At 39.3% G+C, this 21,118-nt stretch carries 22 protein-coding genes; 19 read left to right on the forward strand and 3 right to left on the reverse strand.

The annotated features are described in order from the left end of the window. The first annotated feature begins 15 nt into the window (after positions 1–15). The 3 genes from SCSH_RS03225 (at position 16) to nth (ending at position 1,595) form a co-directional block, all read left to right on the forward strand. Entirely contained in the window at positions 16–531 is a 516-nt protein-coding gene (locus SCSH_RS03225; RefSeq protein ID WP_057490459.1) for a methylated-DNA--[protein]-cysteine S-methyltransferase, read from the forward strand. Positions 532–548: 17 nt separating this feature from the next. After that, positions 549–902, forward strand: coding sequence for an arsenate reductase family protein (locus SCSH_RS03230; RefSeq protein ID WP_057490460.1), 354 nt, complete (start codon positions 549–551; stop codon positions 900–902). 63 nt (positions 903–965) lie between these two features. Continuing rightward, the gene (gene nth, locus SCSH_RS03235) at positions 966–1,595 is read left to right on the forward strand and encodes an endonuclease III (protein ID WP_057490461.1); all 630 of its coding nucleotides are present in this window, start codon (positions 966–968) and stop codon (positions 1,593–1,595) included. Positions 1,596–1,683: 88 nt separating this feature from the next. Here nth and SCSH_RS03240 read toward each other — a convergent pair whose 3' ends face one another. Together SCSH_RS03240 and SCSH_RS03245 are read right to left on the reverse strand one after the other, a co-directional pair. Continuing rightward, positions 1,684–2,511: an exodeoxyribonuclease III gene (locus SCSH_RS03240; RefSeq protein ID WP_057490462.1), complete on the reverse strand. Its 828-nt coding sequence runs from the start codon at positions 2,509–2,511 to the stop codon at positions 1,684–1,686. A gap of 360 nt (positions 2,512–2,871) precedes the next feature. After that, the gene (locus SCSH_RS03245; RefSeq protein WP_057490463.1) at positions 2,872–3,513 is read right to left on the reverse strand and encodes a deoxynucleoside kinase; all 642 of its coding nucleotides are present in this window, start codon (positions 3,511–3,513) and stop codon (positions 2,872–2,874) included. A gap of 253 nt (positions 3,514–3,766) precedes the next feature. On the opposite strand from SCSH_RS03245, the gene SCSH_RS03250 reads away from it, so the two are divergent. From SCSH_RS03250 to SCSH_RS03315, 15 genes are all read left to right on the forward strand, one after another. Further along, the gene (locus SCSH_RS03250) at positions 3,767–4,048 is read left to right on the forward strand and encodes an autorepressor SdpR family transcription factor (protein ID WP_057490464.1); all 282 of its coding nucleotides are present in this window, start codon (positions 3,767–3,769) and stop codon (positions 4,046–4,048) included. Further along, entirely contained in the window at positions 4,035–4,661 is a 627-nt protein-coding gene (locus SCSH_RS03255; RefSeq protein ID WP_057490465.1) for an SdpI family protein, read from the forward strand. The genes SCSH_RS03250 and SCSH_RS03255 overlap by 14 nt, the downstream gene beginning before the upstream one ends. Before the next feature lie 148 nt (positions 4,662–4,809). After that, positions 4,810–5,643, forward strand: a complete 834-nt coding sequence (locus tag SCSH_RS03260) for a hypothetical protein (protein WP_057490466.1) — start codon at positions 4,810–4,812, stop codon at positions 5,641–5,643. Positions 5,644–5,764: 121 nt separating this feature from the next. After that, positions 5,765–6,802, forward strand: a complete 1,038-nt coding sequence (locus tag SCSH_RS03265; RefSeq protein WP_057490467.1) for a hypothetical protein — start codon at positions 5,765–5,767, stop codon at positions 6,800–6,802. Positions 6,803–6,925: 123 nt separating this feature from the next. Further along, complete coding sequence (metG, locus tag SCSH_RS03270; protein WP_057490468.1) at positions 6,926–8,998, forward strand: methionine--tRNA ligase; 2,073 nt, start codon at positions 6,926–6,928, stop codon at positions 8,996–8,998. A gap of 107 nt (positions 8,999–9,105) precedes the next feature. Continuing rightward, the gene (locus SCSH_RS03275; RefSeq protein WP_057490469.1) at positions 9,106–9,546 is read left to right on the forward strand and encodes an ASCH domain-containing protein; all 441 of its coding nucleotides are present in this window, start codon (positions 9,106–9,108) and stop codon (positions 9,544–9,546) included. 74 nt (positions 9,547–9,620) lie between these two features. Next, positions 9,621–11,000, forward strand: a complete 1,380-nt coding sequence (gene glmU / locus SCSH_RS03280) for a bifunctional UDP-N-acetylglucosamine diphosphorylase/glucosamine-1-phosphate N-acetyltransferase GlmU (protein ID WP_057490470.1) — start codon at positions 9,621–9,623, stop codon at positions 10,998–11,000. A gap of 9 nt (positions 11,001–11,009) precedes the next feature. Continuing rightward, positions 11,010–11,561 (forward strand): NUDIX hydrolase, encoded by a 552-nt coding sequence (locus SCSH_RS03285; RefSeq protein ID WP_057490471.1) that lies wholly within the window; start codon positions 11,010–11,012, stop codon positions 11,559–11,561. Positions 11,562–11,572: 11 nt separating this feature from the next. Further along, on the forward strand, positions 11,573–11,899 hold the full coding sequence (macP, locus tag SCSH_RS03290) for a cell wall synthase accessory phosphoprotein MacP (RefSeq protein WP_057490472.1): 327 nt from the start codon (positions 11,573–11,575) through the stop codon (positions 11,897–11,899). A gap of 11 nt (positions 11,900–11,910) precedes the next feature. Then, the gene (locus tag SCSH_RS03295; RefSeq protein WP_057490473.1) at positions 11,911–12,600 is read left to right on the forward strand and encodes a 5'-methylthioadenosine/adenosylhomocysteine nucleosidase; all 690 of its coding nucleotides are present in this window, start codon (positions 11,911–11,913) and stop codon (positions 12,598–12,600) included. Between the two features lie 935 nt (positions 12,601–13,535). Beyond that, complete coding sequence (locus tag SCSH_RS11230; protein ID WP_193743674.1) at positions 13,536–13,700, forward strand: hypothetical protein; 165 nt, start codon at positions 13,536–13,538, stop codon at positions 13,698–13,700. A gap of 26 nt (positions 13,701–13,726) precedes the next feature. Beyond that, entirely contained in the window at positions 13,727–14,551 is an 825-nt protein-coding gene (locus SCSH_RS03300; RefSeq protein ID WP_057490474.1) for a transporter substrate-binding domain-containing protein, read from the forward strand. Between the two features lie 261 nt (positions 14,552–14,812). Further along, entirely contained in the window at positions 14,813–15,496 is a 684-nt protein-coding gene (locus SCSH_RS03305) for an amino acid ABC transporter permease (protein ID WP_057490475.1), read from the forward strand. 11 nt (positions 15,497–15,507) lie between these two features. Further along, on the forward strand, positions 15,508–16,191 hold the full coding sequence (locus tag SCSH_RS03310) for an ABC transporter permease subunit (protein WP_057490476.1): 684 nt from the start codon (positions 15,508–15,510) through the stop codon (positions 16,189–16,191). Positions 16,192–16,555: 364 nt separating this feature from the next. After that, positions 16,556–17,590, forward strand: a complete 1,035-nt coding sequence (locus tag SCSH_RS03315) for a uroporphyrinogen decarboxylase family protein (RefSeq protein WP_057490477.1) — start codon at positions 16,556–16,558, stop codon at positions 17,588–17,590. Positions 17,591–17,713: 123 nt separating this feature from the next. On the opposite strand, the gene SCSH_RS03320 is transcribed toward SCSH_RS03315, so the two are convergent. After that, on the reverse strand, positions 17,714–18,487 hold the full coding sequence (locus SCSH_RS03320) for a peptidylprolyl isomerase (RefSeq protein WP_057490478.1): 774 nt from the start codon (positions 18,485–18,487) through the stop codon (positions 17,714–17,716). A 192-nt stretch (positions 18,488–18,679) separates the two neighbouring features. Between SCSH_RS03320 and SCSH_RS03325 the strand changes: the two genes are divergently transcribed. Next, on the forward strand, positions 18,680–21,049 hold the full coding sequence (locus SCSH_RS03325; protein ID WP_057490479.1) for a DNA translocase FtsK: 2,370 nt from the start codon (positions 18,680–18,682) through the stop codon (positions 21,047–21,049). Positions 21,050–21,118 lie beyond the last annotated feature (69 nt).

A 21,118-nucleotide genomic window follows, 5' to 3' on the forward strand; every position in this document is an offset into this window, starting at 1 on the left:
AAAAGGAGGCTGTTCATGACCCTATACAAGCAAATCTATCACTCTCCTTTGGGAGATTTATCATTGGCTGCTGATGAGTGGGGGCTTATTGGGGTCTGGTTTGTTGGTCAAAAATATTTTGAACGGGGAATAAGCAGTCAAGTGTTTTTGGAAGCTGCCAACCCTGTTTTAAGTCAAGCAAAGCAGTGGCTGGATGCCTATTTTGCCGGAGAAAAAACTGAGCAAGATAAGCTTGTGCTGTTTCCTCAGGGAACCCCTTTTCAAAAGCAGGTTTGGCAGACATTGCTGGAAATTCCTTTGGGTCAAACGCAGACTTATGGCGAAATTGCTAAGAAGATAAACTGCCCTTCTGCCCAAGCAGTCGGTGGAGCTGTCGGCCGCAATCCTTTAAGTATTATTGTTCCCTGCCACCGGGTTTTAGGCTCTAAAGGTCAGCTAACAGGTTATGCTGGCGGTATAGACAAAAAAATCTGGCTCTTGCAGCATGAAGGTGTTAAGCTTGACAAGCAGCCCTTCTTCTCGTTAAGATAAAAAAGAAAGGAGAAATAATGCTTGTATTTTATGAATACCCTAAATGCAGTACTTGCCGCAAAGCCAAGGCAGAGCTGGATCAGTTGGGGCTTGAATATCAGTCAATTGATATAAAAAAGAATCCGCCGCAGGCAGATCTTATCAAAGAGTTAATAACAGCCAGCGGACTGGAGCTGAAAAAATTTTTCAACACTTCCGGTCAGTCCTACCGTGCGCTGGGTTTAAAGGATAAAATAGATCAGCTCAGTCTTGATGAAGCTGCTGATTTATTGGCTGGTGACGGTATGCTGATAAAGCGTCCGCTTCTAATAAAAGACGGTAAACTTTTACAAGTTGGCTATCGAACCAATTATGCAAATCTCAGCTTTTAAAAGCCGAGATTTTTTCTTTCCCTCACCTTTCATGCTATAATGAAAAGGAGGAGTAGAATTTGTATGGTTTTATCAAAAAAACGAGCTCGCAAGGTTTTAGAAGAAATTATTGCCCTTTATCCCGATGCCAAGCCCAGCTTGAATTTTAAAAATCATTTTGAACTGCTGATTGCCGTTATTTTGTCTGCCCAAACTACGGATGCCGCAGTCAATAAGGTAACACCAGCTTTGTTTGCAGCCTATCCAAAGCCTAAGGATTTGGCCGAAGCGGATTTAAAAGATATTGAGTCCTACATTTCAAAAATCGGCCTCTACCGCAATAAGGCAAAGTTTTTAAAAGAATGCTCGCAGCAGTTAATGGACAGATATGAAGGAGAAGTACCTCATACGAGAAAAGAGCTGGAAAGTCTATCAGGTGTTGGCAGAAAAACGGCGAATGTTGTTATGAGTGTGGGCTTTGGTTACCCTGCTTTTGCCGTTGATACTCACGTCAGTCGTATTTGCAAGCATCACGATATTGTTAAAAAATCAGCGACGCCTTTGGAAGTGGAAAAACGTGTTACTGATGTTTTGCCGCCAGAACTCTGGCTGCCTGCCCATCAGGCCATGATTTATTTTGGCCGAGAAATTTGTCATCCCAAAAATCCAGAGTGTCATCATTATCCTCAGCTTTACGATTTTTCAGATTGTTAGTATACCATAAAAAAGATTGAAGCAAACCGCTAATATGCAGGTCTGCTTCAATCTTTTTGCTTTTAGATTAGTAGATGCGGTGAGGTTGTCATAAATCAATCTCTATCATAATCGGTGTGTGATCCTGCCGCGTTCCGGAGTCGATCATTTCTGACTTAAGAACTTTATCGGCAATGCGATTGCTGGTCAGCCAATAATCGATTCTCCAGCCTGAATTGTTGATTTTGCTGGTTTTGCTGCGTTGAGCCCACCATGAGTAAACATCAGGAATATCACCATGTATATAACGGAAGGTATCTGTAAAACCTTTGGCTAATAAGTTGGTGAATCCGGCACGTTCTTCATCTGTGAAACCTGGAGAGCGGCGGTTGCTGGCTGGATGAGCTAGGTCAATTTCCTGATGGGCGACGTTGTAGTCTCCTGCTGCTAAAACAGGCTTTTGCTTATCTAATTTTGCCAGATAAGCAGCATATTTTTCATCCCAAATTTGCCGTTCTTCTAAACGTCTGAGACCGTCCCCAGCATTTGGAGTATAGACCTGAGTCACAAAAAAGCTGTCAAATTCAAGTGTAATAATTCTTCCTTCAGCATCCATAGTTGTTGGAGCGCCAATTTCTGGGTAAGTGATAGTAGGCTTGAGTGCTGACTTATAGATAAACATGGTACCAGCATAGCCTTTTCGTGCAGGTTCTACAGAGGAGCGCCAGACAATATCGTAATCAGTAAAGTAGTTTTTAAGAATTTCTAAATGTTTTTTGGTTGGTCCTTTAGCAGATAGTTTGGTTTCTTGAATGGCAATAATGTCAGGCTTTTTTTCGACCAAGGTATCAATAACAGCACGTGAGAGCAAAGCTCGAGCCGAATCGCTGGTGAGAGCGGCATTAAGAGAGTCAATATTCCAGGAAATGAGTTTCATAAGTAAAATACCAAGAAGAACACGTTGGCAGTTTGAACAACTGCAGAGCAAATGAGCGAAGTAAGCATGACTTTTTCTGTCAGGCCTTAAGGTGTTTACTTAAGACAAAGTGTTTTTCGCTTGTGTTCCATCTTTCTAGTTTATTTTTTATTATTGTATCAAAAAATAAGATTTGGAGCGACTGAAACAGTTTGAGATGATTTGTTAGCGTTTCGTCAAATCTTAATGTCAGCGAACTATCTTTCAAAACAGCTCAAAGGTTCAGTAGGGCACAAATACTGATCTGATACGTAAAGCTGAGCAAAGCTATAAAAATCAGAAAAGACAAAAAGCATTCTTCCAGAAGAAGCTCTGCGAGACTTAGTTTTTGCCTATCCCAAGAGCGTCCATTTTTTGCTGAATCATGCGATAGACAGTTTCCCAATCCTTGGGTTTATTGATGTCAAAATTGTCTGTCTGAATCCTCATTTTAGGACTGTAATTATAGTTTTCATACCAGTCTTTGTAATTACGATGCAACAGTTGGTAGTAGTCCATGAGACCATTTTCTTTTGTTGGCTGTTCAAAAGAACGGCCGCGTTTTTTGATGTTGTTTATGATATGATCAAAACTGCCATCTAGATAGATTAAAAGATCCGGAGCTTTCTTAGGCAGTCCCTTGATTTCCTCCATCATATTGTCCAAGAGGTCTAAATAAATCTGATATTCCTGCTGGCTGATACTTCCTTGTAAGGTATTGATGTAAGTAAACAGTGCATCTTCATAGATAGAGCGATCCAAAACATTGTTATCCTGATGATAGGCACTCTTGATGGATTTAAACCGTTTGTTGAGAAAATAAATCTGTAAAGCAAAGCCGTATTTTTCAGGATCTTCATAATACTTATCCAAAATAGGATTGTTGTCAACAGGTTCAAAGAAGGCCTGTGTCCCCAGGCTTTCTGCGATACGGGATGTATAAGTTGTTTTTCCGACGCCAATCATCCCAGCTAGTATAATCACGATTGTAAAGCACCTCCGAGTCAGTAAGACAATATTTTAATTAGGTATTTGCACAATATATAGCGCAGCATTTAATATAATAACACTAGATATTGTATTTAATCAAGTCTTGAATTCGCTTAGATTTGTAATATAGAAAAATGGTAGGTTTTAATTGAACAGTACATTTTTAATTTGATCATCCTCTTGATTTTTCTTTCAAAAAGTCATAAAATCTATTTGGAAATTTTTCTAAATAGAAAGGGCTGATGAAATGGGCTTTGCTGAAACATTTAAAGCTTTATCCAACCCTGTCCGCCGTGATATCTTGGATTTATTAAAGAATGGCCATTTGTCAGCTGGAGAAATTGCAGCACACTTTGAGGTGACTGGGGCGACAGTTTCGCATCATCTGACTGTTCTTAAAAAGGCAGATCTTATTTTTGAAACAAAGAAAAAGAATTTTATTTACTATGGCCTTAATACTTCTGTTTTAGAAGATATTCTGGCTTGGCTGGTAGATTTGAAAGAAGGGTCATCTCATGAAAATACGTAAAAAATTATTATTGATCACAGCTATTATTATTTTGCTGCCAATTCTGGTCGGCAGCCTGCTTTGGTCAGATTTACCGGATAAACTGCCAACCCATTTTAATCTATTTGGCAAGGCAAATGGATATAGCAGTAAAGCAGAAGCAGTGTACTTTCTGCCGCTTTTAATGCTGGCCGTGCATCTTGTTACAATTGTGCTGGTTTCTCTTGATTCAAAATCGCAAAATATTAATTCCAAGGTTAAGGTTTTGGTTTATTGGATTATTCCGATTATTTCTTGTTTTACGATGACTGCTATTTATGCTTTAAGTTTGGGTTATACTGATAGTTATCAGACCATATTCAGCCTACTTTTAGGAATTCTTTTAATAGCTATCGGTAATTATTTGCCTAAAGTTAGACAAAATTATACAGTTGGCATTAGACTTCCTTGGACTTTGAATGATGAGGAAAATTGGAATAAAACGCATCGGCTTACCGGCAGGCTTTGGGTAATTGGAGGATTTATTGTCCTCATAAATGGTCTATTGAAATTTTCTTTTGTAATTGTGTTGATTGCAGCACTGCTTATTTTAACGGCTGTACCAATCGCCTACTCTTACTGGCTGAGTAAATAAGGACTGCTGTAAAAAATCAACTGTGTTGTCCATTAAGTTGGCTGCTGGCGGTAAGTTTAAAGTATCACTTGATAAATTGAAAAATCTGCTGAAGTGTTCTGTAAATTATGATAAAATAAAATTATAAATTACAATTTAGGAGCTTAAGATGGATCAGAATGAATGGTTACAGCAATTTCAGGCAGTAAATGGACGTAAGCCCAGTAAAAAAGAAGTTCGGGCTGCCCTTAAGAGAGGAGAATTTATGGAGTCCTATCAAAAATCTAAGAAAAAAAGGAAAACATCGACAATTGTTATTATCAGTGTAGTATCTGTTATTGCTGTTCTGCTGGCGATAGCTGCTGGTGTTACAGGTTATTATTACTACACTGGAAATGTAGACGGTGTTTGGGAAAGAGAATCTTCATTTTTTTACAGCTCAAAGAAGCATAAATGGATCGATTTGGATGAACAAAGTAAAAGATACAAGATGGATTACTACAACTTTTTGAACATTGAAAAGGGATCCGTAAAAACTTATGCTTATTATAAATTAAGGGCTTACGATGAATTAGGAATTTCTGGAAACTATAACTATATTGGAAGTGTCAGCACTGCCTATACAGGTCATATTAGGCCTATGCATCAGGTAAATATCTGGAAGAGAGAGTTTGAGCTTTCTATTTCTCAAAAGGAATTTTTAACAGATATGAACCGCTATATCAATAAAACTGTTAAAAATAGATACTCTTCCGACAACGATCTTCAAGAATTGAAAGAGTCTTACAAAAAAGATTTTCAAAATCAGAAAAAGGAAAGAGTTTCCTATCAGAAGAAGGGCAATCGTTTGATTGTTAAGGGCTATAATAAAAAAGGTAAATTAACAAATAAAGCAGTCTACGCCAAACGTACCGGCAAAGCTGCTACCAAGCTGTATAAAAATTATAAAGAAGCTGAAGTTAAAGAGCGCAAAGCTTTGGAAAAATTAGACTCTGAATATTAAGACAGTCAGGTCAATCGCTAAGAATAAAACCCACAGTCATTTTTGCTGCGGGTTCTATTTCACTTGTCTTGTTTAAGTCCTTATTGATATACTGGGATAATATCGTAAGAAAGAGGTAAACATGTCCTTTCTCACAACCATCATTGATGATTATTTAGCAGAGTCTGATGTCTCTCTGGCTTATTTTGATAAGGAAGGAAATGTTCATGGTATAACACATGGGGATCAGACTTCCTACCCGTCCTATGAAGATTATTATCTAGCCATGGGAGCCTTTATTAGTAAGGAAGTGCAGAGCAAGTACACAAAGAAACTGAGATTTTGGGCTTTCTGGGAGGCTATACAAGGACCTGCAATTCTGCTTTCTCTTTTGATTGGTGTTATTTCCATGATACTTGCTTTCATCACAAAAGGAGAAGGTTGGCCAGAAGGGATTGTTACCATTGCTATTATTTTGGGGATGGGACCGCTATTGGGCTATCTGTCTTATAATTGGCTTTTCAAAACTTGGGCAACAACGATGTTTGAAAATGCCTATAACAGAGAGTTAGCTAAGAAAAAGTCAGCGGTAGCCATTCAAAAAGTCAAGCGAGAGAAAAATTGGGTATTTATCGTTACTGTTACTGGTCTTCTAGCTTTAGGCTTTTTTGATAGTTGGATTAACGTAGTGGGAATCTTGGCATTTGCCTTGCTTTCCATGTTATTTGGCATGATGGAGGGAATATTATTGATTGGATTAGAGAAACTATTTGCACCACTTTTTGCAAAAAAGAAAAAGTCAGTACAAAAAGAACAAATCGAACTCTCTCCAGAGCTTCTTAAGCAGGTTAAGAAGCGTTTTAAGGTCATCTATCAGGATTTTCAGATAGGAAAATATGCGGCTGCTTTTGAGCGTTTTGACGCTTGTCAGAAAAGTTGGGAAGACTTTAATCAAGAAGTTCAGGATTTCCTCAGCGACCAAAATCTTACTGCCTTTCATCTAACTCCTTTTGAAGAAACGGAAATTTCGATTTTAGAGGTGACTACCAGTGATTTTGAAGCTGATTTATTTCTTTATGATACTGAGGCAAAAGAGTTTCCTGAATTTTATCTCATTTGCAAAGTTAGCTACCAAGATGAGATCTTAAAAACGATAGAACTAGTTGAATTGGGATACTAAATAACAGTTCATCGTCCAAAATACTTTGACAGACCGAGAATCTCGGTCCTTTTTTCTTGCTCTAAATCGTGGTATAATAAATTGTTACTATAAACGCGTCTCATTTGCGCGAAAGGAGTCATAATGACAGAAAATAAATCTTTTTACATTACAACGCCGATTTATTACCCATCAGGGAAATTGCACATCGGCTCAGCCTATACGACTATTGCCTGCGATGTTTTGGCGCGCTACAAGCGTATGATGAACTACGATGTTTTTTATCTGACGGGGCTGGATGAGCACGGTCAAAAAATTCAGCAAAAAGCTGAAGAAGCTGGCATCACACCTCAGGCATATGTAGACGGTATGGCAGTAGGGGTCAAGGAACTTTGGAAACTTCTTGATATCTCTTACGACAAGTTTATCCGCACGACTGACGACTATCATGAAAAGGTTGTGGCTGCTGTTTTTGAAAAATTACTGGCGCAGGGTGATATTTACCTCGGTGAGTATTCTGGTTGGTATTCTGTGTCAGATGAGGAATTTTTCACCGAAAGCCAATTAGCAGAAGTCTACCGTGATGAAAATGGAAATGTGATTGGTGGTGTAGCACCGTCTGGTCACGAGGTGGAGTTGGTTTCTGAGGAATCGTATTTCTTCAAAATTAGCAAATACCAAAAACATTTGGAAGCCTTCTTTAAAGCTCATCCTGACTTTATCAGTCCAAATTCTCGCATGAATGAAATGTTGAAAAACTTCATCGAACCAGGTTTGGAAGATTTAGCTATTTCTCGGACGACATATACTTGGGGTGTCCCAGTTAAATCAAATCCTAAACACGTGGTTTATGTGTGGGTTGATGCTTTGCTCAACTATGCGACAGCTCTTGGTTACGGTCAGACAGATTCTGCTAACTTTGATAAATTCTGGTTAGGTCAAACAGTCACTAAATCTTGGACAGATGAAGATGGTAAGTCATGGAACTTCACGGTCAATCCAGAAGTCAACCACATGGTTGGGAAAGACATCTTGCGTTTCCACAGCATTTACTGGCCAATTATTTTGATGGCGCTTGACTTACCATTGCCAAATCGCTTGATTGCGCACGGTTGGTTTGTCATGCAAGATGGTAAAATGTCTAAGTCAAAAGGCAATGTGGTTTATCCAGAAATGTTGGTGGAGCGTTATGGACTTGATCCGCTTCGCTATTATCTCATGCGTTCATTGCCAGTCGGATCAGACGGAACCTTCACACCGGAAGATTATGTTGGCCGTATCAATTATGAGCTTGCCAATGACCTCGGTAACCTGCTTAACCGTACGGTTGCCATGATAAACAAGTATTTTGGTGGTGAAATTCCTGCTTACGTAGAAAATGTGACAGCCTTTGATGCTGATTTGGCAGCAGTTGTCGCTGATAATTTGGCAGAATACCACAAGCAAATGAACGCCGTGGATTATCCGCGTGCGCTTGAAGTGGTTTGGAATATTATTTCTCGTACCAATAAGTATATCGACGAAACGACTCCTTGGGTATTGGCAAAAGATGAAGCCAAACATGATGAATTAGCGGCAGTCATGTCCCACTTGGCAGCCAGCCTGCGCGTGGTAGCCCATCTCATTCAGCCATTTATGATGACCACTTCAGATGCCATTATGGAGCAGCTCGGTTTGGCTGGTCAATTTGACCTAGAGCACCTTGAACTTGCAGGACTGCCAGCAGGTGTCAAGGTGGTTGCCAAAGGCACACCAATCTTCCCACGTCTGGATATGGACGAGGAAATCGCCTATATCAAAGAGCAAATGGGCGACAGCTCTGCTATGGCTCAAGAGGAAGAAAAGAAATGGGATCCAAGCGAAGTTGAGCTCAAAAACGAGAAAAAAGCCATCAAGTTTGATGACTTTGACAAGGTGGAAATCCGTGTGGCTGAGGTCAAGGAAGTGTCTAAGGTTGAGGGTTCTGACAAGCTTCTCAAGTTCCGCTTGGATGCAGGTGATGGCGAGGATCGTCAAATACTTTCTGGTATCGCTAAATACTATCCAAACGAACAAGAGCTGCTTGGAAAGAAAGTCCAAATCGTTGCCAACCTCAAACCGCGCAAGATGATGGGCTTGGTTAGCCAAGGCATGATTCTCTCTGCCGAACACGCTGATGGCAAACTCACTGTCTTGACAGTCGATGACAGTGTACCAAATGGCAGCCAGATTGGCTAAACTTTGCTTTCTATGGCTTTTAACATAAGGCTTAAAGGGCCGGAAATCCTTATTTTCCGGTCTTTTTTTAAAATGGTCATTTTTAATTGTTTGTTTTTGGAGGAATAATGAAGGTACAAGCATTGTGGAATGAGTACAAGCAAATCAATCCAGCTATTGGTGATGAAATTGACGCTTGGGCATTTGGAGCTGAGCCTGATTTGCTGGCGCAGTTGGTGCTGGACGGTGTTAAAACAGCCACGGCTTCGGCTTATGATTTGTATGAAGTAGACAATGAGCCCCTGCCTCAGGTAGGCAGCTATGATGTCATTTTAGACAGTCATGATGAGGCTGTTTGCATTATTGAAATTACCAAGGTGACCATTGTTCCTTTTAAGGAAGTGTCTGCTGAACATGCTTTTAAAGAAGGCGAAGGTGACCGCACCCTAACTTGGTGGCGCTCTGTTCACCAGCCGCTTTTTAGGCAGTGGTTTATCGACTGCGGCTTAGTCTTTACAGAAGATAGTCCCGTTGTTCTTGAGGAGTTCCGTCTGGTCTTTACTCCCTAATTTAACAAATGATTGGAAAAATGCTATAATGAAATGAACATTTTTCTTGTATTATTTTTTATAAAGGACATTTTATGAACAATTACGCTATTATCCTTGCTGCAGGTAAGGGAACCCGAATGAAATCAGATCTTCCCAAGGTTTTGCATAAGGTTGCGGGAATTACGATGTTAGAACATGTTTTTCGCAGTGTTTCGGTTCTGAACCCTGCCAAAAATGTAACAGTTATTGGACATAAGGCGGATCTTGTTAAAGATGTTTTAGCAGATCAGTCTGATTTTGTCCTGCAGACCGAACAGCTGGGGACAGGACATGCTGTCATGGTGGCTGAAGAAGAGTTGGCTGGTCTTGACGGACAAACACTTGTGATTGCTGGGGATACGCCATTGATTACGGGTGAGAGTCTGAAAAATTTGGTGGCTTACCACAGAAACCATAAAAATGTAGCCACTATTTTGACTGCAGAAGCAGCAGATCCTTTTGGTTATGGCCGGATTATCCGCAATCAAAATGATGAAGTAACTAAGATTGTTGAGCAAAAGGATGCTTCGGAGTTCGAGCAGCAGGTCAAGGAAATTAACACAGGAACCTATGTCTTTGATAATAAACGCCTCTTTGAAGCCCTGAAAGATATCAATACAGACAATGCTCAAGGCGAATATTATCTGACAGACGTTATCAGCATCTTTAAAGCCGCTGATGAAAAAGTCGGTGCCTATAAACTTCGTGATTTCAATGAAAGTTTGGGAGTTAATGACCGTGTTGCTCTTGCTAAAGCTGAAAAAGTAATGCGTCAGCGCATTAACCATGCTCATATGGTCAAGGGGGTTACTTTCACCAATCCGGACAGCACCTATATTGATGCTGATGTTGAGATTGCACCGGATGTCCTTATTGAGGCTAATGTCACACTTAAAGGGCAGACAAAAATTGCTTCAGGAGCTGTCCTAACTAACGGCAGCTATATTGTGAATTCGCTCATTGGTGAAAATGCTGTGATTACCAATTCCATGATTGAATCTTCTCAGGTTGAGCGCAATGTTACGGTTGGTCCTTATGCGCATCTGCGGCCAGATTCTGTTCTGGAAGAGGATGTTCATGTCGGAAACTTTGTTGAGGTCAAGGCTTCAACTCTGGGTAAGGCAACAAAAGCAGGTCATCTGACTTACATTGGCAATGCTGAGGTCGGTCATGATGTCAACTTTGGTGCAGGAACGATTACTGTCAATTACGACGGTCAAAAGAAATATAAGACCCTAATTGGCAATCATGCTTTTATTGGCAGCAATTCAACGATTATTGCCCCTCTTCAAGTAGGAGACAATGCCCTGACAGCAGCGGGTTCAGCTATTCATAAGGATGTTCCGGCAGACAGTGTTGCTATCGGCCGCAGCCGTCAAGTCAATAAAGAAGGCTATGCCAAGAAAAAACCACACCATCCGGATAATCATTAGGAGATTTTTATGGAATTTGAAGAAAAGACCATCAAGCGTCAGGAGATTTTTGATGGACGGATTTTTAAGGTTGCTGTTGATGATGTCGAATTGCCCAATCAATTGGGTACAGCTAAGCGCGAGTTGATTTTTCATCGGGGTGCAGTTTCTGTTTTGGCTGTTACGCCGGATAATAAGCTGGTCATTGTCAAACAGTATCGCAAGGCAATTGAAAAAATTTCTTATGAAATTCCGGCAGGAAAACTTGAAATCGGTGAAAATGGCAGTGAAAAAGCAGCGGCTCTGCGTGAATTAGAAGAAGAAACAGCTTATACAGGAGATTTAGAACTTATTTATGAGTTCTATACAGCCATCGGATTTTGCAATGAAAAAATAAAGCTTTATCTGGCTACAAATCTAAAAAAAGTTGCTAATCCGCGTCCGCAGGATGACGATGAGGTCATCGAACTGCTTGAATTAACTTATGACGAATGTATGGAACTGGTGGCATCAGGAGATATTGAAGATGCTAAAACTTTGATTGCTCTGCAGTATTTTGCCTTGCATTTTAAGAATGAATAAGGGGAAATGTTATGGGAAAACCGCTTTTAACAGATGAAATGATTGCGCGTGCCAATCGCGGTGAAAAATTTTATGAGGAAGACGATTTTGATCCGGAAAAGACCATCGTTATTCGGACCGATTCTCAAAAAGTTTCGCCTGCTTATGATAGCAGCAGTGATTTTGCTGATGAAGACGAAGAAGACTTTGATTTTGGTGATTATGATGAAGATCCTATCATCAAAAGCCGCCGTATTGAAAATGCTAAGCGCGGTGAATTTCAGTCTAAACTCAACTGGATTTTAATCGGTATTGGTTTGCTTTTAGCAATCTTAATTTACGCAGTTTTTAAACTTTAAGGAAAGAGAAAATGAAAATCGGAATTATCGCGGCTATGGATGAGGAATTAAAACTTCTTCTGGAAAAGCTGAGTCAAAAGACAGAAGACGTTTGTCTGGGGCGGACTTATTACAGCGGCCGTCTGGGCAGACATGACGTTGTTCTTGTGAGAAGCGGCGTTGGTAAAGTGATGAGCGCCATGAGTGTTGCTGTTTTAGCTGATCATTTTGCGGTTGACGCTCTGATTAATACAGGTTCTGCCGGAGCTTTGGCGCCGGATTTAGAGATTGGCGATGTTGTGGTGGCAGACAAGCTTGCCTACCATGATGTTGACCTGACTGCTTTTGGCTATGCCTTTGGACAGATGTCAGAGCAGCCTCTTTATTTTGAATCGGAAAAAACTTTTGTAGCTGCCTTTGAGAAAGTATTGGATCAGTTCCAGATTAAGAGCAAAGTCGGTTTAATTACCAGCAGTGATTCTTTTATGGCAGGTAAGGATAGGACTGATTTTGTTAAAGAACATTTTCCAGAGGTTGAAGCGGTAGAGATGGAAGGTGCTGCTGTTGCTCAGGCGGCATCCGCAGCCAATCTTCCCTTTGTCGTTGTTCGTGCCATGAGTGATACTGCAGCGCATGATGCTAACCTGACTTTTGATGAATTTATTGTTGAAGCTGGTAAACAGTCGGCTCAAGTTCTCTTAAAATTTTTGGAAGTTTTATGAGTATAATCCTGGTAAAAAAACTGGGAACAGCAACTGTTGACTCGGCTGTGGATTAGCACTTGGAGAAGGAGGATTCGTCACAAGAGCAACTAGCGAAGCTGTTGAATATTTAGTATCATGTTGATAAGAAATCAGTTATGACGTATTTTTTTATCGCTGTCATTTCATTTGTAATTTTGGCGATAGTTTTGTACATATGTGGCTTTATTAAATTAAAAAAATAGAAGCTAAGGTATATCAATTTCTCCCGACTCCCTTTAGGTTTCGGGATATTTTTCTGAGAATAGGGGATATAATTAGTACTCAATAAAAATAAACTAGGCGACGAGCTGCGAGGGTGGATTAAAAAGGTTTGTGAGACCTTTTTAATCGGGAAATGAAGCTTGCAAAGCAAGTGCCAAAAACGCTCTGGCAAGAGACCGCTTCAGGTCACCACCTTGAAACTAGGGAGTGGTGAGAACCAAAATTTTCAATTTTTAGGTTGATCCCACTCCCAAAGTGAAGGTGACAAGGTATAGTTTTGATTTTTGAAGAGTATAACACTAGCGGTTTAGCTGCTTTTAAAATAAATAAGTCAATAGTTTCACTATGAAACTACTGTTATTAAGTCTGTCTATGATTTGTTTGTCCTATCATTGACAGGCTTTTTATTATGCTGTTAATAAGCATACTTTACAAACATAAGCTTTAAGACTTGCTGACGATGCTGAATTGAGGTTCTTTATAAATCACAAACCAAAAGCAGATTTAAATATGAATCTTGACTTAACAGACAGTCTCTATAAAGAAAAATTATATTAGAGCATAAAAAATATAGATTTTTCAAAAGGTAATAAAAGTAATAAGATTAACCTATTAGATAATTGCAATCATCTAAAGAATAAGTGAGAACTGTTATCTTTCAAAAGGTAATTTTCATAGAAGGAGAGTGTCATATGTTTAAAAAGATAAGATTATTCCTAAAGCATCTGCCGCTAAGTGGCTTGTCTGAGACCAAAAAGCGGCTTCCTTACCAGCCTTTTACTAAACAAACAGGCAGTTTTCTGCTAGATGATTTTGTTAGTTATCTCATTGAAGAAAATAATTGGAAATCATTTTAATTGCTGATAAGGAGTTATAAAAAGTTATGAAAAAGATTGCAAGTTTAATAGGACTTATATTTGGTTTGATTTTATTAAGTGCCTGCAGCAGCACTGATAATACTAAGAAAGATTCATCTTCTAAAACACTTTCGGTTGCATTAGAAGAAAACACACAGCCGCTTAGTTATACAGACAGTTCAGGAAAATTAACTGGCTATGAGGTAGACGTCTTAAAAGAGATTAATAAAACAATAAAAGGCTATAAACTAAAATATGAAGCTGTTTCTGCTGAATCTGCCGAAGTGGGATTGGAAAGTGGTACCTACGATGCTATTGGCGGAGGTCTCTTTAAAACAGTGGAAAGAGAGAAGAAATATCTTTTTCCCAAAGAATATACAGGAGTCAGTACAATTGAAATTTATAAACGGAAAAAAGATAAAGCTATTCAAAGCCTAGATGATTTGGTTGATAAAAAATTAAGCCCAGTAACTGCTAACGGCGGAATTTATAATTTGCTTATTAAGTATAATAATGAGCATCCCCAATCACAAATTAAAATACCTTTGGGAGAAAGCGGTGAGTTAGCAAAACGTTATCGGGGATTAGCTGATGGAACCTATGATGCTGTTATAATGCCATCTAATTTTGGAGCAGACAAGATTATCAAAAGTTTGCATCTTGACATCAATACTGCTAAAAAACCAATTCAAGTTAATGCAACTTACTTTTTAATCTCAAAAAAGAATATAAAATTTAAAAAAGCTTTTGATAAAGCTGCTAAAAAACTAAGAGCTAACGGAACCCTGTCTAAATTATCGAAAAAATGGTTTGGAGAAGATATGTTCAAATACAAAGTTACAGAAGAATAAAAAAGAAAAAACTGAACACGGGATAAAATCCTAGTAAAAAAGATAAACTTCCTGGTGTCTTAATGACACGGCGTCAGTTTCCTATTTTTATACGGATTTGAAACGCCCTTTGCGACACTTTGTTTGCTTAGTCGATCTTACTAAGCAAACAAAGTTAGTGGGAGAGGTAGCCAATTCACTATGGTGATTGGCGTTTGTTATCAAGTGCAAAGCACTTAGATAACAATCCTCTGCCGTATCTTAAATAAAGGAGTTTTTAGTGTGAATATTAATTATATGATAACTGTTTTTCCTATCTTATTATCTAAAATTCCTGTTTCTTTATTTGTTTTCTTACTTTCTGAGCTGCTTTCGTTAATATTAGCATCATTGATGGCATATATCAGAATTAAAAGAATTTTATTACTGGAGCAAATTTGTTCAGTCTTTGTTTCTTTTGCTCGAAGTGTTCCGGGAATTATACATATATTCATTATTTATTATGGTGTACCAGCTATTTTTTCTGTGTTTGCCATTGATTTTGCTAATTTTAATAAGATAGTGAGTGCTGTTATATCTCTAGTGCTTTATCAGGGAGCTACTGTATCTGAGATATTAAGGCCGGTTTATCTTTCAATTCCCAAAGGACAGTATGAAGCTGGTGTCAGTATGGGACTGAGTGTTTGGCAGGTAAATCGGCGAATTATTATTCCGCAGATGCTGCCCATTGCTTTGCCCAGTCTTGGAAATGCTTCTGTTGATTTAATGAAATATACCTCTCTCTTATTTCTGATTGGTCTTACAGATATAATGGGGCAGGCAGATAATTTAGTTTCTAATTCCTATGGGATATATCAGCTTGAAGTCTATGTATTAGTTGCTTTGATTTATTGGTTTTTTTCTGTAATTATTGGAAATATTGTCAGGATTCTCGAAAAAATTTCCAGTAACTATTTGCTTAATTGATTGAGGTGTTTATGGCGGATTTTTTTCATAGTTTATTGGAAATTATAAAAGTGGTTCCTTATACCTTAATTCTTGCAGTGCTTATTTTAGTATTAGGCCTGATATTAGGAACTCTAATTGCTTTTTTAGCCTCTCGAGGGAATCAATTGCTGCATTTCATCACGCACTTTTATATATCTTATGTAAGAGGAGTTCCCATAGTTGTTCAGCTATTTATAGCACAGGCAGCTATTCCTAAAATTGCTCTGCTTTTTTTAAAGATGATAGGAAAAAATGAATCAAAAGTAGAAGTTCCCAGTATTGTAATTGTCCTTGTTTGTTATGTTTTTTATGAAGGAGCTGTTGAATCGGAAAATATCCGAGGAATTTTTAAGGCTTTTGATTTCAAACAATACGAAGCAGGACTATCTATTGGAATGACACCCAGTCAGGTTCTGCGCAGAATCGCAATTCCTCAGCTCTTTTACACAGCCTTTCCTATTTTAATCAATGCTTTTTTAAAAATCATGAGAACCTTGTCGGTTGCTTTTTTGGTAGGCATCGTTGAAATTATGGCCAGTGCAAGGTATATTGCGGCCTTGAGTTCTGATTATATTGCTTCCTATGTTGCGGCTGCAATAATTTATTGGGGAGTATGCCTTATCATGCAATTTCTTGTTAGATTGTATTTAGCAAGAAATTATCGTTACTTGTAGAATTGAACACGGGCTACGACACTGTGCAATTAGACTCGCTTTCCTAGAATCTTTAGGGATTCTAGGAAGGCTCCCTAAATTTCTTTGAGTCGCTTAACGGCTTAGTATCTTATGAACTGAACACGGGCTAAAAGCGTCGAGAAAAAGATAGCCTGCCTTATGCGCAAAGCGCATGGCGTTAGGCTCCTATTTTCTTCCCGCTTTCTTAACGCCCTTTGTGATCCTTCGTTTGGTTAGTCGATCTTACTAAGCAAACGAAGTTAGTGGGAGAGGTAGCCAATTCACAATGGTGATTGGCGTTTGTTATCAAGTGCAGAGCACTTAGATAACAATCCTCTGCCGTATCTTAAATAATGGAGGATTTATGTCAAAAAAAGAAAATATTAAACGAATGCTGAAAGGAGACTTTATTGGTGAAGTGCCATTTTCATTTTGGACACACTTTCCAAATATTGATAGAGACCCTGAGCAAATAGCGCAAGCTACCTACAAACTTCATAAAGAATTTCATACTGATTTTATCAAGACAATGAATAATGGAATGTATTCTACTGAGGATTTTGGGACTGAAATTGATCATTCTGAGGTTTTAAAAGGCGGTGTTTCTAAATTGATCAAAACACCGATAAATAGTTATTCAGACTGGAAAGACTTGCCGCTTTTAAGTCTAAAAACAGCTCCTTCTTTGCAGAGAGAATTAGATTATTTAAAAAGATTGCTGAATCTTGTAAAAGATGAGGTTCCTGTTATTGTAACTGTTTTTAGTCCTTTAACAACAGCAGATAAATTATCAAAAGGGAAAATTCAGTCGCACTTGTCCCAAAATGATGGTGTGGATTTGATTTCGGCTTTAGACAAAATTGCAGCTGTCACTGCAGAATTTGCCAGTGAGACTATCCGTTTAGGTGCTTCAGGAATTTACTTAGCCAGCCAATTAAGTACTTTTGAAAAATTATCAGCTGCTCAGTATCACAAATATGGAAAACCTTTTGACTTGAAAGTATTGGAGGCTGCTAAAGAAGGCTGGTTCAACGTTTTGCATCTGCATGGAAAAGATACCATGTTTGACGTTGTCAAAGACTATCCTGTTCAGGTTATCAATTGGCATATAGGAGAATGTTACCCTGGTCCCAGAGAAGGACAAATCTATTCAGGCAAAGTTATAATGGGAGGTCTAAACAGATGGGACATTAGCAGATCAAGCTACAACAGTCTTCATCATCAAATTTATAGAGCTGTTTATGATACTAGAGGCGAAGGTTTAATCTTAACACCTGGCTGTGTTATTCCTCAACCCTTTGATTCTGAGATAATTGACTACATTAAACAAATAAAAAAAGAAACAGAAGCTATTATTTTTAATCAAAAAACGGAACTATTTGAAAATGGCTATCTGTAATGTGCTCTGGCTTAGTAAACAGTTTGATAAGATTTGAGTTCAAAAAAAGCGGATAAACTCTACATGAATGTTAGTCAATCATGGTAGGAGTCTGTCCGCTTTTGGAGTATAAGGTAATTGGTTCTATTTCTTATCAAACTGGTAATCTTTAAGAACGGTAATCGTCTTGATAATTACTTTCTCCTCAGGCTTGCCGTTTTGGTCAGTCTTGATTGCTGCGATAGCATCAACAGTCTCCATTCCTTTAATGACTTGTCCAAAGACCGTATAATTGCCATCAAGTTTTGGAGTTCCGCCTTTTTTATAAGCCTTGATTATTTTTTGAGGGTAGAGTTCAACTGAGAGCTGTTTAGCCTGATTGGCCTTATTTTGGACAATGTAAAATTGGCTGGCATTGGTGTTAGGACCAGCATTGGCCATAGCCAGAGCGCCCCTTAGATGATAGAGATATTTTGAGCTTTCATTGGCAAAGCCTTGGCCGGAATCTTTTGATTTGTCCTTGCCCTTCCAGATGGATTCGCCACCAGTGCCATCACCTTTAGGATCACCGCCTTGAACAACAAAATCAGCGATAACACGATGGAAGGTCAGATTATTGTAATAACCATTTTTAGCATGGGTCAGGAAATTTTCAACAGCCAAAGGAGCATATTTGGGGAACAGTTTAAGAGTAATATCGCCTTTAGATGTCTTGATTTGAACCTCGGCTTCATCCTTAGCTACCTTTTGAGACAATTGTGGGAAACTGGCCTTGTTCAATTTTTTCAGTTTATTTTCAGCCTTTTGCTTGGCAATGCTGTTATCAACATATTTATCACCTTTAATAGCACGATCCATGTTTTCGCAGCCCGCCAAAAAAACGACAGCTATTAAAATAAGACTTAAAAATTTTTTCATGATTGCTCCTTGTCTTTGAAAGATAGCTCTATTTTACCATAAAAAACGGCTTAATATTTGAATTACTAAGCTAAATTTTTATCAAGGTTTAAAAGTACCTCTAAGATTCTTGTCAACTTTATTATAAATAAATTTAAAAAAAGAGAATGGCAGTTCTTTTCCCAAATACTATAAAAATGGTATAATAACATCATGGCTAAAGCAAAGAATAAACGAAAAGGACGGAAAACGCGCCGTCCGACAAAAGCAGAATTAGAAAAACAAAGAGCAATAAAGCGGATGACGGCTGCTTTTATTATGGCCTTTATCCTCTTTTTTGCCATTTTTAAACTAGGACGGGTAGGGATTACTGTCTACAATATTGTTCGCCTCTTAGTGGGAAGTCTGGCTTATCCTCTTATTTTTGCTGTTTTAATATATCTTTTTGGAGCAAAATGGCTGCGCAAGTATGAAGGCCTGGTTGGAGGTTTTGTTGTCACTATGCTAGGCTTGCTCTTAGAATGGCAGGCCTATCTTTTTTCCATGGCTAGCATGAAAGGCCAAAGTGTCATTAAAGGAACTCTTCTTATTATTTTTAGTGATTTGGCTAATTTCCGAGTGGTTAATTTTGCTGGTGGCGGTCTTTTAGGAGCCCTCTTTTATATGCCAGTTGCCTTTCTGTTTTCTAATATTGGTTCTTTTTTGATAGGGGGGCTTTTTATTCTTCTAGGGCTCTTTCTCATAAGTCCTTGGGACGTTTACGATGTTATGGACTTTTTCAAGGGAGCCTATGCTAAATTTCAAGCTAAACGCGAGGAACATCGTGAAAGACGCTTTGCTGAGAAAGAAGAAGAGCGTCTTCAGGCTGAATTAGAAGCTGCTCAGAAGGCGCAGGAATTGGCGGAAGCTGAACATGGAGTTAATGCTGCTATTGATTTAGAAACGGGCGAGGTTTTGGATCAGGCTCAGACCATTGATCTAGATGATTTTGACGGTCAGGTTCATAAAGAACCCGAAATTATCGGTTATCAGCCAAATGAGGAAGATGAGGTCGCTGAAGACACTCTTTCTGATCAGCCAGCTGCAAGCAATAATCTAGGGTCTGAAGACGATTATGAAGATGGACCTTTAGAAGTTGACTTTACGCCTAAAGAAAATCTTCACTATAAACTGCCTGGGATTGATTTATTTGCTAAGGACAAGCCTAAAAACCAAAGCAAGGAGAAGAAGCTTGTTCGTGATAATATCAAGATATTGGAAGAAACTTTTGCCAGCTTTGGGATCAAGGCCAGTGTTGAACGCGCTGAAATCGGTCCTTCGGTAACCAAGTATGAAGTCAAACCCGCTGTTGGTGTTCGTGTCAATCGGATTTCCAATCTTGCAGATGATCTGGCTCTGGCCTTGGCGGCTCAGGATGTCCGGATTGAGGCACCGATTCCTGGCAAATCCTTAGTCGGAATTGAAGTTCCTAACTCTGAAGTGGCAACAGTGACCTTCCGTGAACTCTGGGAGCAGGCCAAGACATCACCGGATAAATTGCTTGAAGTGCCGTTGGGCAAGGCAGTCAACGGCTCGGTCCGCTCTTTTGACCTGGCCAGAATGCCCCATATTTTGGTAGCAGGTTCAACTGGTTCTGGGAAATCAGTAGCGGTCAATGGTATTATTGCCAGCATTCTGATGAAGGCTCGGCCTGATCAAGTCAAGTTTATGATGATTGACCCTAAGATGGTTGAGCTGTCTGTCTACAATGATATTCCTCATCTGCTCATTCCTGTTGTGACCAATCCGCGCAAGGCCAGCAAGGCTCTGCAAAAGGTTGTCGATGAAATGGAAAACCGCTACGAGCTGTTCAGTCATTTTGGAGTGCGCAATATCGCAGGCTACAATGCCAAGGTAGAAGAATTCAACCGCCACTCAGAAACCAAGCATGTTCCTCTGCCGCTTTTGGTGGTTATCGTGGATGAGCTGGCTGACCTTATGATGGTAGCTAGTAAAGAAGTTGAGGATGCTATTATCCGTTTAGGACAAAAAGCGCGTGCAGCCGGTATTCATATGATTCTAGCCACACAAAGACCTTCTGTTGATGTTATTTCAGGTCTTATCAAGGCTAATGTTCCTAGCCGGATTGCCTTTGCGGTTTCAAGCGGGACAGACAGCCGCACCATTTTGGATGAAAATGGTGCTGAGAAACTTCTTGGCCGCGGCGATATGCTCTTTAAACCGATTGATGAAAATCACCCTGTCCGCCTGCAAGGTTCCTTTATTTCGGATGACGATGTTGAACGTATTGTCTCCTTTATCAAAGAACAGGCCGATGCTGATTACGATGAGAGCTTTGATCCAGGGGAAGTTTCTGAAAATGAAGGTTCTGACAGCAATGGCGCTGCCTCTGAAGGCGATCCGCTTTTTGAAGATGCCAAGGCCTTGGTATTAGAAACGCAGAAAGCCAGCGCTTCGATGCTGCAGCGCCGCCTCTCTGTCGGTTTTAATCGGGCGACCCGCCTCATGGAAGAATTAGAAGAGGCCGGTGTTATCGGTCCGGCGGAAGGCACCAAGCCGCGCAAGGTTTTGCAAAGCAATTGATATTAAACTAAAATGAATGGTATTCTTCTTTGTGTTTAGAATACTATTCATTTTTTATTTTTCCTTGAT

This window comes from Streptococcus orisasini (assembly GCF_001431045.1).
In the GTDB taxonomy this organism is placed as follows: domain Bacteria; phylum Bacillota; class Bacilli; order Lactobacillales; family Streptococcaceae; genus Streptococcus; species Streptococcus orisasini.

Bases quoted from the DNA above. Each gene is read 5' to 3' on its own strand.
- SCSH_RS03310 (WP_057490476.1), top strand. From the start codon at position 15,508: ATGGCGGATTTTTTTCATAGTTTATTGGAAATTATAAAAGTGGTTCCT.
- SCSH_RS03225 (WP_057490459.1), top strand. From the start codon at position 16: ATGACCCTATACAAGCAAATCTATCACTCTCCTTTGGGAGATTTATCA.
- SCSH_RS03230 (WP_057490460.1), top strand. From the start codon at position 549: ATGCTTGTATTTTATGAATACCCTAAATGCAGTACTTGCCGCAAAGCC.
- macP (WP_057490472.1), top strand. From the start codon at position 11,573: ATGGGAAAACCGCTTTTAACAGATGAAATGATTGCGCGTGCCAATCGC.
- SCSH_RS03315 (WP_057490477.1), top strand. From the start codon at position 16,556: ATGTCAAAAAAAGAAAATATTAAACGAATGCTGAAAGGAGACTTTATT.
- SCSH_RS03240 (WP_057490462.1), bottom strand. From the start codon at position 2,511: ATGAAACTCATTTCCTGGAATATTGACTCTCTTAATGCCGCTCTCACC.
- SCSH_RS03250 (WP_057490464.1), top strand. From the start codon at position 3,767: ATGGGCTTTGCTGAAACATTTAAAGCTTTATCCAACCCTGTCCGCCGT.
- SCSH_RS03285 (WP_057490471.1), top strand. From the start codon at position 11,010: ATGGAATTTGAAGAAAAGACCATCAAGCGTCAGGAGATTTTTGATGGA.
- SCSH_RS03255 (WP_057490465.1), top strand. From the start codon at position 4,035: ATGAAAATACGTAAAAAATTATTATTGATCACAGCTATTATTATTTTG.
- SCSH_RS03320 (WP_057490478.1), bottom strand. From the start codon at position 18,487: ATGAAAAAATTTTTAAGTCTTATTTTAATAGCTGTCGTTTTTTTGGCG.
- SCSH_RS11230 (WP_193743674.1), top strand. From the start codon at position 13,536: ATGTTTAAAAAGATAAGATTATTCCTAAAGCATCTGCCGCTAAGTGGC.
- SCSH_RS03265 (WP_057490467.1), top strand. From the start codon at position 5,765: ATGTCCTTTCTCACAACCATCATTGATGATTATTTAGCAGAGTCTGAT.
- SCSH_RS03275 (WP_057490469.1), top strand. From the start codon at position 9,106: ATGAAGGTACAAGCATTGTGGAATGAGTACAAGCAAATCAATCCAGCT.
- glmU (WP_057490470.1), top strand. From the start codon at position 9,621: ATGAACAATTACGCTATTATCCTTGCTGCAGGTAAGGGAACCCGAATG.
- SCSH_RS03295 (WP_057490473.1), top strand. From the start codon at position 11,911: ATGAAAATCGGAATTATCGCGGCTATGGATGAGGAATTAAAACTTCTT.
- nth (WP_057490461.1), top strand. From the start codon at position 966: ATGGTTTTATCAAAAAAACGAGCTCGCAAGGTTTTAGAAGAAATTATT.
- metG (WP_057490468.1), top strand. From the start codon at position 6,926: ATGACAGAAAATAAATCTTTTTACATTACAACGCCGATTTATTACCCA.
- SCSH_RS03300 (WP_057490474.1), top strand. From the start codon at position 13,727: ATGAAAAAGATTGCAAGTTTAATAGGACTTATATTTGGTTTGATTTTA.
- SCSH_RS03260 (WP_057490466.1), top strand. From the start codon at position 4,810: ATGGATCAGAATGAATGGTTACAGCAATTTCAGGCAGTAAATGGACGT.
- SCSH_RS03325 (WP_057490479.1), top strand. From the start codon at position 18,680: ATGGCTAAAGCAAAGAATAAACGAAAAGGACGGAAAACGCGCCGTCCG.